The organism is Stenotrophomonas sp. 05L413 (genome assembly GCF_056397945.1).
In genome coordinates, this window is the sequence record NZ_JBFTOL010000001.1 from 88,969 (window position 1) to 101,082 (window position 12,114).

Consider the following 12,114-nt stretch of genomic DNA (forward strand, 5'->3'; position numbering starts at 1 on the left):
GATGCGCTTCAGGCGGCTGCCTTGGGACCCTCAGAAGGCGTTCGTCTCCTCAATGGCGGGCGATTGGCTGCTCATGGGTATGGAAGACCTGCAGCGCTTCGTTTCCCACGAACTTCCGGCCCACTCGCCGTTGCTCGCCGACTTGCAGGCCCGGCACCTTGCCGTTGCGGAGACGAGCCGAAGCTCACTCGCCCCGCTGCTCAGCCAATACCGAAGCCGAAAGTCCTACTTGGTGGGCGGACCCGCCCTGCACATCTTTGTGGTGTCCTTGCGCTGCCACCACACCTGCAGTTATTGCCAGGTGTCCCGCCAGCAGACGACCGCCACCGAGTTCGACATGGCGGGAACACATGCTCGTCAGGCGGTTGAGAGGCTGTTCGAGTGGCCAAGCCAGGAACTGACGATTGAGTTCCAAGGGGGCGAGCCTCTGCTTAACTTCGAGCAGGTGAAGGCCATCACGCTGCTTATCGTCGAGCGCAATCGGTTTGAGAACCGGAGCCTGCGTTTCGTTCTGGCGTCCACTCTCCACGACTTGACCGAAGCCCAGCTGGATTTCTTAGAGGAGCACCGATTCAAGCTCTCTACGTCTTTGGATGGCCCGGAGTGGCTCCACAACGCCAACAGGCCCAGACCAGGCCGCGACAGCTACGCGAGGACCATCCAAGGGATCGATCTGGGTCGGCGTCGGCTGGGCGAAGACGCGGTGTCGGCCCTGACGACCCTGACCAAGCGAAGCCTGGAGGTCCCCGAAGCCATCATCGATGAGTATCGGAAGCTCGGCCTGCACTCCATCTCGCTCAGGCCTTTGAGCCCCTATGGCTTTGCTACTAAAAGTGCCCCGAGAACCGGCTACACAACCGAAGACTATTTAGTCTTCTACAAGCGGGCATTCGAGCACCTCATGGCGGTCAACCGAGGGGGCTATGCCATCGATGAGACTTACGCCTCTCTGCTGCTCTCGCAACTGCTCTCGCCGTTCGGCCATGGTTACGTGGACCTGAGGTCCCCGTCGGGCGCCGGCCTGGGTGCCATCATCTACGACTACGACGGCCGCGTTTATCCGTCGGACGAGGCCCGGATGCTTGCGGCCATGGGCGATCGCACATTCTGTATCGGCAGCGTATCCCAACCCGTCAGCACCTGGCTGTCCTCTCCAGCAATGACGAGCCTGCTCGATGACGGCGTTGCCGAGGCACTGCCAACGTGCTCCGACTGCGCCTACGTTCCCCTATGCGGCGCCGATCCGATCGAGCATTACGCCCGTCAGGGCGATCCGATGGGTCACCGACCCACCAGTGATTTCTGTAGGAGGAACATGGGTCTGCTCGACTTCCTTCTGGAGCGTTACGAGAAGGCAGATCGGGACACGAAACGACTGATGGAAAGCTGGGCAATTCCCAAGACCGAGCCAGAGGAGACGCAGGATGCTGCCGCTTGATACGAAAGCGCGGGTTCCAGTCACTCCCGGGTCCCCGCTACTGAAGGTTGTGGACTTAAGCGATTTTTCAACTTCAGGTCTGCCGGTCTCAAGGATGGCACTCGATCTGCGGGCGACACCAGACTTTGCCGCCGCTACAGAGCTGCTCGATCTCCCTTGGGGTGCCCTGCTCCCGCCGGATGGCCACAAGTGGCCTGCCACGGTTCCCTGGGTGAGTCTCGAGGGCGACTCGCGCATTACCAAAAGTGGTGACGTCATAGAGCTGGACCCGATTCGGCAACGGGTCGCTGTCCGATATCGCCGCGGCGACAATGGCAACGTCCTCTTTGCCACCGAGCGGTGCAACAGCTACTGCCTGATGTGCTCGCAGCCGCCCCGAGACGTGGAGGACGGCTGGCGAGTCAGGCAATTGCTTGACCTTATTGAGCTGGTGGACCCTGACGAGCCGTCGCTGGCCATCAGCGGGGGCGAGCCCACCCTTCTTGGAGATGGCTTGGTCGACGTCGTTAAGCGGTGCTCCGAGACCCTGCCGGATACCCACGTCCACATCCTCTCAAACGGGCGCCTTCGCGACCCTTCGCTCCACGCCAAGTTCGATGGGCTGCATCCAAACCTCAGCTGGGGGATCCCGCTGTACGGTGACCACTACGGACTGCACGATTACGTGGTCCAAAGCGAGGGGGCGTTTGCAGAGACGTTGAGGGGCCTCTACGCCCTCCAGGCCGCCCGGCAACGCGTGGAGATACGCGTGGTGCTGGTTCGGCCTACGTTTGAGCGTCTGGCCCAGCTGGCTCGCTTCATTTGGCGGAACCTGCCTTTCGTGGAGCACGTGGCCCTCATGGGGATTGAGCCTGTTGGGTTCGCGAAAGCGCACCAACGCGATCTATGGGCCGACCCTACGGACTACTCCGAAATACTGAGGGATGCCGTCGACATCCTGGACATGGCCGGCATTCCGGTGTCCCTCTACAACCTGCCCCTCTGCACCATCGAACGAAGCCTCTGGGGCCACGCCGCGAAGAGCATTTCGACCTGGAAGAACGACTACCTGCCCGCCTGCAGCACTTGCAGCGTGAAAGATCGCTGCGGCGGGTTCTTCTCTTGGGTGACGCCGGCTTGGACGAGCCGCGCTGTAGCCCCCATCCTGGACGCCTGACCGATGTCGAACGCACTCATGATTGTGGGAGCCACCCTTGGCGCCCTTGCAACCGAGCCGCCCAAAGGCCCGTCAGACCTGTCGACCTTGGCGCATATGGACAGCAAGTATGCGACCGTGCTCAGCACCTCGCTCAATGCGGGCCGGCATAACCTGTATGCCGGTCATCGCAGCCACAGTTCGCATCGATCCCATAGCTCCCATCGGTCGCACTCCTCAGGCTCTGGAAGCTCGTATAGGTCTTACACGCCGCCGGCGACCTATACACCACCACCATCCACCTACACCCCGCCGCCCTCGACTTACACAGCTCCAGCGTCTCGGACTCGGTCGGGCGCGACCTCGAGTGGCTCCTCGGTTACGCACCAAAGCTTGCAGTCGACACCTTCCGTGACCAGCGACGACATGCACAAGGCCCAGACGCTTCAACCGAGCACCCTGGCCGCGCCCGACAGCGAGCGACGAGATGCAGATCAGCTGAAGCTGCTCATCATGAGAGTCCAAGCCGCGCTGTATTCAAAGGGCTACGACCCTGGTGCGATTGATGGGGCCCTATCGCCCCAGACCCAGTCTGCGCTTCGCATGTTCCAGCTGACCTACGGCATCAAGGTCACGGGGACCATGACCACGCCAACTCTCGACGCCTTGGGCGTGAGGCTCTAGCTGTTGCTACTTGATGGGGTGCTACACCACCTAAGAACCACCACGTCGCGCAGCAGCATGAGGGCACCTTGATCTGTCGCGACTCGCCGCGAGCGACCATATACCCTGATCATCGACCCTACCGGGCTCAAGCTTGTGCTGAAGGGCCGAGAAACGGATTGGAGCCGGGTTGGAATGGGCTGGAATGGGCTGGAATGGGCTGGTGAACGGCGACGCCRCTTTGGCGGCGGCACTCCCCGCACAACTCGGCGCCAGGTAGGTCCGGCCTGCGGCCCACGAGCCGAACTTCGCGTTTCTGCAGCTGTCGCGCGGGCGAAAGGGGTAATGACTGCCGTGTTTCTACTCCGGCGAGCGAATTTCAAGACCTGCAGCTAGGCGTCGCACCATTAGCAATTGACGGAGCAGCCGACAAACACCGAAGAACCCTAACAACACACCACTTAATTTATCTTCCATTCAGTTTAAAATAGCCCTTTGTTAGCTCGTTTAGGGCTGTTCCAAGCAATAATAGTACACTAATGACTGATTTTGCACCCGCAAATAACCTTTTAAATCAATAATTTAAGAAGGTAACGGGAATGACGGTAGTTGCGCACGTTTTTCGGTAGGAACGCAACGCATAGAGCAATGACCGATCGGATAGATTTTTCCTCAAATCGATTGACGATTTACTTCGATGACTTATTGGTACTTCCATTGAAATCAATGGAAGTGAAGCATGTCCGATACGAATATTCCCGCTGACCCCCGTTTCTCGAATGGCCTCATTGTTTTTGAGGGAGTCAAAGCGGGAGACTTTCATGTCGATAGGGTGACGCTCGGCTGTAGGCAGGCCGCAATCAATTTTCACGAGTGCATCGTTGCTGGCCTCGAAAATGCCGCGAACAAGCGGGCATATAAAAGCGGCTCTCGCAGGCCCCAACCTCTGCCAATGGGTTCACCGGCGAGGCCGCTGGAGACCGAAATCTCCGACTACCTGAGGGATATGGAGCGAAGGAACCTTAACCCAAAGACCGTTGAAGTAACCGCGCGCACGCTCAAATTGCTCGTGCTTACCTGCGGAAACATTTCTGCCGCCCGCATCGACTACAAAGACATCCATAAGATGTGGGAACTGTTGCGCTGGGCTCCGAAGAACGTCACCACAGATCCGCTCCTATCCAAACTCACCTTCGACGAAGTGATTGAAGCTGGAAGAAAGATGGGCACCGAGCCACTCGCCCCAGCCACCCTGGAGCGCCACCGCCGCTTCCTGGTGTCCTTCTTCAGGCACCTCGAGGACTCCTTAGCCATCCCTTCATCACCGATGCGAGCGTTTAAGAAGCCGGCCGAGGACGATATGGTGCGGCGCTCGAACCCAGCTCGCTACTTTGAAGATGAAAACCTTCAGTCGATCTTCAACTGGGCGACATTCATTCCATGGGCAACGAAACCACAGCTGTGGTGGGCACCCATGATCGGGCTCTTCACCGGGGCCCGAGTCAACGAAGTATGCCAACTCAAGATCATCGATATAGTAGACCTCGCCGGACAGTGGTGCTTTTCTCTTCAAAAGACTGAGGACGAGGATTTGGCCAAGAACCCTCGCTTGAAGCGGACCAGTCGTCAAAGCATGAAGGGCAAGGGATGCACCCGCATCATCCCCATCGCACAGCCGCTGTTGGACGCTGGAATACTTGACTACGTCGACGACGTGAGAGCGACAGGCCACCATCGTCTATTCCCTCATCTATCTGCTGGGACGAACCGCAAAACCGGTGAGACAAACGCACACTACAGCCAGACTCTGGTTGCTGAGTTCGGTCGATATATGAAGACCTTAGGATTTGGAAGAGGCATCGGATTCCATGCGTTTAGGCACACACTGGTAACCAACTTGAGTGCGAGCGGAGCTTCTCATAGCGACATCGCCTTACTTACAGGTCACGCACCACGACAAATTGACGTAGTGCCTGTTCTCGATAAGTTCTACCAGCACCGCGAAGCGATCGCCCATCTGCGCGGGAAGGCCAGCACACTCGCTCGCTACCAACCTCCGGTGCAACTGCCCTTGTATCAGCGCGGCCAGTTTGGCGATTTGCTAGCTGACCCAAGCAAGTTTCACCCGTGAGCAACGCCTTTTTACGGGTGCCCCTAGTGGGTGAACCTCAGTGGCCCGAATCCGTTTGATGGTTGTTGGCTGCGCTCGGAATGCTGAGCCTACGAGTGGCGCCGTCGCCGGCGAACAGCCAAGATTTGGCCAACCACGGCGGTGATGAGGATCAGGGTGTTGGTGACTACGAAGACCGTGGACCCCATCAGAGCACTGTAGGCGATGAAAAGCACCGAGGCGGTCATCTGACCTACGAAAAGCCACGTCGATACCGCCTCCATCGAGCCGGCCTGCTGCTGCTTGTAGATCTGTCGAGACAGCGTCGCAATCAGCACTGCCGTGGCTGCCCACCCCAGCAAGTCAGCCGGCATCGTCGTCATCGCGCCAGTTCCCGCGATGGCAACAACCCCGCACCTGCTTCGAGCACTTCGCGCTCCAAGGCACGCAGGAAGCCACTGAACCCGTGGGGTGCCCTGGCTGACCGGCGGGCACTTGTGGTAACCACTGGTCGAGCTCGCCAAGCGATCATTGCGCCTGAGCGCTGAAGTGCCTGAACCAGCGCCACATCCTCGCCCGTGACCAGCGGTGGGAAGCCGCCCACCTCCCGATAGGCCGCAGCACTGACACCCATGTTGGCACCGTGGATATGGCGATGGCCTTCGCGCGCATGCTCGCGCCCTGCGAATGCTTGGCGCACGGCAGCCGGGTAATCAAGCCAGTCACGCACCTCCACTACCCCGCAAAACGCATCGGCCCCAAAGTTCGCTTGTTTCCAGAGCCAGTCAGACGGGACATGCGTATCGGCGTCAGTGCTGGCTATCCAGCGCGCGCCCAAGCCCAGCGCATGGTTGGCAGCCGCCGCACGTGCCACGCCCACGCACCGTGCCTCAATCGAGATGGCCACGGCACCGTGGTGCAAACACACGTCAGGCGTTTTATCGGTGCAGGCATCCAGCGCCACGACTGCAACTACGGGCTCGCCTCGAAGTCCAGGATGCCTGGCAGCCACGGTGATTGATTCCAGGCAGCGGCCAATGTCTGCTGCCTCGTTGTGGGCCGGCACTATCACTGCGATCACCGCAGGCCCTCCCTGGTCGATCCGTGCATCGTAAGGTCCTCCGCCCGTAACGACGAACAGATACCCGCGTGGACGTAGCCAGGCGGTGACCGCAGCGTGGTGAAAATGTGGAGCCCGCCCAAACGCCGTTCTCATGGCGGCGGGAGCAGCATAGAGGGCGACACCAACACGGAGCGACCCATGAGCAAACTCCCCCTCAATCCCGGCGCCGATGTGGATGACCAGGACAAAGCGCACACCCCGGACAAGCTCCGAAACGATGACGCCACGTGGAAAGACAAGGACATGCCTGAGGCGGAGCACACCGCCAAACCGGAAGATTACGAGCGTCCGGCAAAGCCCTGAGGGCCAGCTCCGGCGATTCCACCCTATTCAGGAGAGCCAGATGGCCTTGATCCATTCGATTTTGATGGGAGCCGTCGCGGGAATGCGCGCGATGACCCCTTTGGCCGCAGTGACGAATGCCGCGCGGAGCGGTAACTTGCCCGCCGACAACGGTGCCCCTCGCCTTCTGGCCAACAAGCTTGCCTCCGCAGGGATGCTCGCATTGGCAGGCGGAGAGCTCGTTGGTGACAAGATGAAAACGGCCCCGGACCGCATCGTTCCGGCAGGCATGGTTGCGCGCGTCGCTACCGGGATGATTGCAGGTGCGGCGCTCGCTCCCCATCGGCAGCGAAAGCTGGGCGCGCTTCTGGGTGCTGGCGCCGCCGTTGGTATGGCCTACGTGACCTTCAACCTGCGCATGCGGGCGATCGCCCGCTACGGTCAAAGCAGCACAGGAGCCGTGGAAGACGCCATTGCCGTCGGCAGTGCTGCCCTCATCACACAATGGGCTGCCGGGGGCGCCAAGCCAAGAGGACGTCGCGGATGAGCCTCAGTGAGCCGACGTCCCTCGGTCGGCGGTGCTGGGCTATCGCCGAGGGCTACATCCCTGCGTGGAGCAACGGGCCGGAACCAGAGCTGCAAAGCCACGAGACCTGCTGCATCCTCAACGCCGGTTCCACCGATGCGGCGATCACCCTGACCCTGTATTTCGAGGATCGCGACCCGCAGGGCCCTTACCGCTTCACCGTCCCCGCCCGGCGCACGTGTCACAAACGCTTCAACGATCTTGAGGTGCCTGCCCCGGTGCCCCGTGGCGTGGGTTTTTCGTGCGTCATCGAATCCGATGTTCCGGTCGTCGTCCAGCACACCCGGCTTGATTCACGCCAAGCCGAGAACAGCATCATGACGACCATCGCCTACCCGCTCTGACCCTCCGGTCGGTCCGGCCCCTGCACATCGCATCGACACCACTGGGCCGCAACGTTTACCAGGGCGTCCGCACACTGACCTTTCCTCAACCCCATAGAGGCTCAGCCAATGCCCGTGCCCAACTACCCGAAGCCCCCGTTCAAGGCGCAGCAGCAGTCGTTTCCCGGCAAAACCGACAAGCTCGACCCTCGGCCAGACCACGGTGAGGACAGCTACGTTGGTCACGGCTTGCTGAAAGGCAAGAAAGCCCTGATTACCGGCGGCGACAGCGGCATTGGCGCGGCAGTAGCCATCGCCTACGCCCGGGAAGGCGCCGATGTGGCGATCGCGTTCCTTGAGGGCGAGGAGATGGATGCCGCCAGCATTGGGGCCCTCATAGAAGAGGCGGGCCAGAAGGCCGTCCTGTGCCCCTGCGACATCAGCGACGACGCCCAGGCTGAAGGGCTTATCGAGCAGGTCACTCGCGAACTTGGGGGCCTGGACATTCTGGTCAACAACGCCGCGTATCAGCGCTACTACGAATCCTTCGACGACATCACCCTGGACGACTGGCGAAAGACGTTCGATACCAATGTGCATGCCGTCTTCAACCTGACCCGCCTGTGCGTGCCGCACCTGCAGGACGGCGGCTCGGTCATCAACACCGCCTCGGTCAACTCCAAGAAGCCGACCCCCAACATCCTGCCCTACTCGGCCACCAAGGGCGCGGTGGCCAACCTCACCATCGGCCTGGCCGGTCTTCTCGCCGAGAAGGGCATCCGTGTCAACGCGGTATTGCCCGGTCCGATCTGGACGCCCTTCATTCCCGCCGGCATGGCCGCAGAGGAAGTTGAGCAGTTCGGCAGCCAGACCCCGTTCGGTCGTCCCGGCCAGCCGGCCGAGCTCGCCTCGGCCTACGTGATGCTCGCTGCCGACAGCGCGAGCTACACCTCCGGCGCACTGCTTACCGTCTCCGGCGGCGCGGTCACCCTGTAAGGCCTGTTCTCCCTCCTCCCCCCAAGGATTCCTATGACGTCCCGCAACCAATACGACATGCAGAACCCGCTGACCCAGTTCCCACAGCCGACCTACCCGGCCCAGGTTCAAACCCCGCCCGGCACTGTTCATGAGCTCAAGCCGGCGGCCGACCATGGCGAGGAAAGCTACGTAGGCCTGGGGCGCATGAAGGGTCGCAAGGCGCTGGTGACCGGCGCCGATTCCGGCATCGGCCGCGCAGTGGCCATTGCCTTCGCGCGCGAGGGCGCCGACGTGGCACTGAGCTACCTACCCGAAGAAGAAGACGACGCTGCCGAAGTGGTGGCGCTGATTGAAGCCGAAGGCCGCAAGGCGATCGCCATCCCGGGTGACCTCCAGGAGGAGCAGTTCTGCGGCGACTTGGTGGCGCAGGCGGTCAAGGCGCTGGGCGGGCTGGACGTGGTCGCCAACATCGCCGGCAAACAATTGGCCGTGGAAAAGATCGAAGACCTCACCACCGAGCAATTCGACGCCACCTTCCGCACCAACGTGCATGCGCTGTTCTGGGTGTGCAAGGCTGCCCTGCCGCATTTGCCCGCCGGCGCGACTATCATCAACACCGCGTCCATTCAGGCCTATCAGCCATCGCCCAACCTGCTGGACTACGCCCCCACCAAGGCGGCGATCGTGAACTTCACCAAGGCCCTGGCCCAGCAGGTGGCCGAGCGCGGCATCCGCGTGAACGCGGTTGCTCCGGGTCCGATCTGGACGCCCTTGCAGCCTGCCGGCGGCCAACCGCCTGAGGCCATTCCGGAGTTCGGCTCGCAGACGCCGCTGAAGCGGGCGGGCCAGCCGGTGGAAATGGCGTCGGCCTACGTGCTGCTGGCCACCCAGGAATCGAGCTACATCACCGGTGAGGTGATCGGCGCCACCGGCGGCATGCTGCTGCCGTGACCGCTAGCTCCAGCGATGCCGATAGCGTGCCTGCCGAGCGCGACGCGGACGGGTATGCGCCCATCCACTCCTACGCCGCCATTGGCGATGGGCGCTCCAGTGCGCTCATCGCGCCGGATGGCAGCATCGACTGGTGGTGCGCCCCGTGCATGGACGCACCGCCCTTGCTCGACCGCCTGCTCGATGCCCCGGCCGGCGGTCGTTTTGTGCTCCAAGCCCGCGACGTTCAGCAGGTGCAGCGGCGCTACCGCGACAACAGCAATGTGTTGGAGACCGACGTTCGCACCAGCACCGGCCTGGCCCGCGTGACCGAGTCGCTCAACAGCGGTCCCGCCGGGCGGCTGCCCTGGTCCGAGCTGGCTCGCCGGATGGAAGGCGTCGAGGGAGAGGTCAGCTTCGATCTGCTCTACCAGCCCGGCACGCGCGCCGGGGCCTGCACGCCGTGGATGAGCGACACCCCAAACGGGTGCGTGCATCACGCCGGCCCGGTCATGACGATGCTGCGCTATTCCGAACGCGTGCAGATCGGCAATTGCGATGACCGGGAACTCCGCGGCACCGTGACCCTTACGCCCGGCGACCGGGAGATTATCGCGCTGCTGGCCTCGCAGGACGAAGTGCTCCCGGTTCCGCCCTTGGTCGATATCGATACCCGCATCGACCGCTCTGATCGGGAATGGCGCCAGTGGGTGGACGACCTTCACTGCGACGCCAGCCGACGCGACGAGGTCATCCGCTCGGCCTTGGCGCTCAAATTCCTCTGGTTCGCCCCCACCGGCGCCATCGCCGCCGCCGTGAGCACCTCTCTGCCGGAGCGCATCGGCGGGGACAAGAACTGGGACTACCGCTACGCCTGGGTGCGGGATGCTGCATACGTCATCAAAACCTTCCTGCGCGTCGGTGCCCTGCCCGACGCCAAGGCCGGCTTCAGCTGGCTGATGACCACGATCGGCCGCCACCGCCCCGGGCTCGCGCCTTGCTACACGCTGCGCGGCGAACGGGTCGAAAAAGAGCGCTGCATCGACGTGCCGGGCTACCGCAACAGCCAACCGGTCCGCGTGGGCAACGCCGCCGCCGAGCAATTGCAGACCTGCGCCTACGGTGACGTGCTGGAAATGGCCAGCCGGATGATCGAAGCAGGCCACATCCTCGATCCCACCACCGCCCGGCTGCTGTTCGAGCTCGCCGACGAATGCGCCGACAACTGGATGCGCAAGGACAGCGGCTTCTGGGAACTGGGCGACGCGCAGCACTACACAATGTCCAAGGTGGAATGCTGGATGGCGTTGCGACGGGCCTGTGAGCTGGCTGAGGCCGGTCACATCACCACCGCTCGCCTGCCGCGCTGGCAGCGCGAGAAGGAACGCATCCTCGACTGGGTGGACGCGCACTGCTGGAATGAGGCAAAGCAGAGCTACGTGATGCACGCCGGCAGCGATCGTCTGGATGCGAGCCTGATGCTGGCCTCGCGCTTCGGCCTGGGCGACGTGCGTCGGGAGCGCTTCATCTCAACGCGAGAGGCCATGCGGCGCGAACTGTCCGATGACAGCGGCGATCTGCTGTGGCGCTACAGCGGCATGCAGGACTGCGAAAGCACGTTCATCAGTTGCGCGTTCTGGATGGTGGAGGCCTACGGCCTGCTGGGCGAGAAGGAAGAAGCCAATCGCTTGTTCGGCGCGCTGCTGGCCCGGGTCCAGAACGACGTAGGCCTGATGCCGGAGATGTGGGATCCCCACCAGGAACAGGGGCTAGGCAACACGCCACAAGGACTGAGTCACTTGGCCTTGGTGCACGCTGCTTATGCGGTGGATGGCGAGTAGCGCTGCGCACCCACCTGGGCCGATGTTCCTCGGGGCGCTGAAAGGGCCGGCGAGAGTTGGCTCTATCCCAAGTTGCTATCGCTTCGGGTATGCACCTGCCCCTGTCCGTACTCGCCTAGCCCCTATCCAGCCGTTTGTGGCTGGCCTCGCCCCGCCTCCTCTAGGTAATTTGCGAAGGGCCAGTCTCCCAATTGCTGCGCCAACGAGAGGGCATCCCCTTCCTCCACATCCGCGCCATATCGAATCAGGACGGACGCAACAGATATCTTCGCGTCAATTTTCATCTCTTCTGCCATCACCAGCCAAACCAGAGGCGGCTCATCGCCTTCGTCTTCCGTGAAAGGATAGCTGTTAGGCCCTACACCTCGACTTAGCAACGCTTCGACCAGCTCGATGTCGCCCTGAACACAAGCGTGATGCAACTGCGGGTAGGCCAAAGCCCTGCCGCGTTCAATGACGGCCTTAGGGAGCTGCTCGACCGCTTGGCACATTTGTCTAAAAGCTTCTCGAAACTCAGGGAGGGTCACATAGAGTTTGCCCCGCCCGTCAGCTATCGCCTTCGGCAGCAGTTCCATGGGTATCTCCTTTTCAGTCCGGGCTGGCGTGCTCGGGCCCGCGCCCAACCATCCTATACCCACCGGCTTCCCAGTCACGAAAGAAAAGGCCAGGTCGCGGCGCGCAATGCCCGCATCCAAGCATCAAAGC

Annotated in this window: 13 protein-coding genes; 10 read left to right on the forward strand and 3 right to left on the reverse strand. The window is 62.1% G+C overall.

Going from position 1 to position 12,114, the window contains the following annotated elements; all coding sequences use genetic code 11:
• The first annotated feature begins 1 nt into the window (after window position 1).
• The 4 genes from hxsB (at window position 2) to AC1DIQ_RS00445 (ending at window position 5,367) form a co-directional block, all read left to right on the forward strand.
• Complete coding sequence (gene hxsB, locus AC1DIQ_RS00430; RefSeq protein ID WP_478049500.1) at window positions 2-1,438, forward strand: His-Xaa-Ser system radical SAM maturase HxsB; 1,437 nt, start codon at window positions 2-4, stop codon at window positions 1,436-1,438.
• Between the two features lie 94 nt (window positions 1,439-1,532).
• Window positions 1,533-2,594, forward strand: coding sequence for a His-Xaa-Ser system radical SAM maturase HxsC (gene hxsC / locus AC1DIQ_RS00435; protein ID WP_478049244.1), 1,062 nt, complete (start codon window positions 1,533-1,535; stop codon window positions 2,592-2,594).
• 96 nt (window positions 2,595-2,690) lie between these two features.
• Entirely contained in the window at window positions 2,691-3,257 is a 567-nt protein-coding gene (locus AC1DIQ_RS00440) for a peptidoglycan-binding protein (RefSeq protein ID WP_478049501.1), read from the forward strand.
• Window positions 3,258-3,975: 718 nt separating this feature from the next.
• Window positions 3,976-5,367: a site-specific integrase gene (locus AC1DIQ_RS00445; RefSeq protein ID WP_478049245.1), complete on the forward strand. Its 1,392-nt coding sequence runs from the start codon at window positions 3,976-3,978 to the stop codon at window positions 5,365-5,367.
• An 89-nt stretch (window positions 5,368-5,456) separates the two neighbouring features.
• Here the strand turns inward: AC1DIQ_RS00445 and AC1DIQ_RS00450 are convergent, their stop codons facing one another.
• Complete coding sequence (locus AC1DIQ_RS00450) at window positions 5,457-5,720, reverse strand: PQ-loop domain-containing transporter (protein ID WP_478049502.1); 264 nt, start codon at window positions 5,718-5,720, stop codon at window positions 5,457-5,459.
• A 5-nt stretch (window positions 5,721-5,725) separates the two neighbouring features.
• On the reverse strand, window positions 5,726-6,427 hold the full coding sequence (locus AC1DIQ_RS00455; RefSeq protein WP_350463479.1) for a glycosyltransferase family 2 protein: 702 nt from the start codon (window positions 6,425-6,427) through the stop codon (window positions 5,726-5,728).
• A gap of 180 nt (window positions 6,428-6,607) precedes the next feature.
• Between AC1DIQ_RS00455 and AC1DIQ_RS00460 the strand changes: the two genes are divergently transcribed.
• From AC1DIQ_RS00460 to AC1DIQ_RS00485, 6 genes are all read left to right on the forward strand, one after another.
• Window positions 6,608-6,772: a hypothetical protein gene (locus AC1DIQ_RS00460; RefSeq protein ID WP_282261698.1), complete on the forward strand. Its 165-nt coding sequence runs from the start codon at window positions 6,608-6,610 to the stop codon at window positions 6,770-6,772.
• A gap of 40 nt (window positions 6,773-6,812) precedes the next feature.
• On the forward strand, window positions 6,813-7,298 hold the full coding sequence (locus tag AC1DIQ_RS00465; protein WP_282261699.1) for a DUF4126 domain-containing protein: 486 nt from the start codon (window positions 6,813-6,815) through the stop codon (window positions 7,296-7,298).
• Complete coding sequence (locus AC1DIQ_RS00470; protein WP_350469448.1) at window positions 7,295-7,681, forward strand: sensory rhodopsin transducer; 387 nt, start codon at window positions 7,295-7,297, stop codon at window positions 7,679-7,681. Before AC1DIQ_RS00465 ends, AC1DIQ_RS00470 begins: the two co-directional genes overlap by 4 nt.
• Before the next feature lie 108 nt (window positions 7,682-7,789).
• Window positions 7,790-8,656 carry an SDR family oxidoreductase gene (locus tag AC1DIQ_RS00475; protein ID WP_478049246.1) on the forward strand — a complete coding sequence of 289 codons (867 nt, stop codon included), beginning with the start codon at window positions 7,790-7,792 and terminating at the stop codon, window positions 8,654-8,656.
• 33 nt (window positions 8,657-8,689) lie between these two features.
• Window positions 8,690-9,589, forward strand: a complete 900-nt coding sequence (locus tag AC1DIQ_RS00480) for an SDR family oxidoreductase (protein ID WP_478049247.1) — start codon at window positions 8,690-8,692, stop codon at window positions 9,587-9,589.
• A gap of 26 nt (window positions 9,590-9,615) precedes the next feature.
• Window positions 9,616-11,409, forward strand: a complete 1,794-nt coding sequence (locus AC1DIQ_RS00485; RefSeq protein WP_478049248.1) for a glycoside hydrolase family 15 protein — start codon at window positions 9,616-9,618, stop codon at window positions 11,407-11,409.
• 122 nt (window positions 11,410-11,531) lie between these two features.
• On the opposite strand, the gene AC1DIQ_RS00490 is transcribed toward AC1DIQ_RS00485, so the two are convergent.
• Window positions 11,532-11,984, reverse strand: a complete 453-nt coding sequence (locus AC1DIQ_RS00490; RefSeq protein ID WP_088434070.1) for an ankyrin repeat domain-containing protein — start codon at window positions 11,982-11,984, stop codon at window positions 11,532-11,534.
• Window positions 11,985-12,114: the final 130 nt, after the last annotated feature.

What these genes read in the sequence shown, in the direction of transcription:
- hxsB (WP_478049500.1), top strand. Translation starts at nt 2, where the DNA reads ATGCGCTTCAGGCGGCTGCCTTGGGACCCTCAGAAGGCGTTCGTCTCC.
- hxsC (WP_478049244.1), top strand. Translation starts at nt 1,533, where the DNA reads ATGGCACTCGATCTGCGGGCGACACCAGACTTTGCCGCCGCTACAGAG.
- AC1DIQ_RS00440 (WP_478049501.1), top strand. Translation starts at nt 2,691, where the DNA reads ATGGACAGCAAGTATGCGACCGTGCTCAGCACCTCGCTCAATGCGGGC.
- AC1DIQ_RS00445 (WP_478049245.1), top strand. Translation starts at nt 3,976, where the DNA reads ATGTCCGATACGAATATTCCCGCTGACCCCCGTTTCTCGAATGGCCTC.
- AC1DIQ_RS00450 (WP_478049502.1), bottom strand. Translation starts at nt 5,720, where the DNA reads ATGCCGGCTGACTTGCTGGGGTGGGCAGCCACGGCAGTGCTGATTGCG.
- AC1DIQ_RS00460 (WP_282261698.1), top strand. Translation starts at nt 6,608, where the DNA reads ATGAGCAAACTCCCCCTCAATCCCGGCGCCGATGTGGATGACCAGGAC.
- AC1DIQ_RS00465 (WP_282261699.1), top strand. Translation starts at nt 6,813, where the DNA reads ATGGCCTTGATCCATTCGATTTTGATGGGAGCCGTCGCGGGAATGCGC.
- AC1DIQ_RS00470 (WP_350469448.1), top strand. Translation starts at nt 7,295, where the DNA reads ATGAGCCTCAGTGAGCCGACGTCCCTCGGTCGGCGGTGCTGGGCTATC.
- AC1DIQ_RS00475 (WP_478049246.1), top strand. Translation starts at nt 7,790, where the DNA reads ATGCCCGTGCCCAACTACCCGAAGCCCCCGTTCAAGGCGCAGCAGCAG.
- AC1DIQ_RS00480 (WP_478049247.1), top strand. Translation starts at nt 8,690, where the DNA reads ATGACGTCCCGCAACCAATACGACATGCAGAACCCGCTGACCCAGTTC.
- AC1DIQ_RS00490 (WP_088434070.1), bottom strand. Translation starts at nt 11,984, where the DNA reads ATGGAACTGCTGCCGAAGGCGATAGCTGACGGGCGGGGCAAACTCTAT.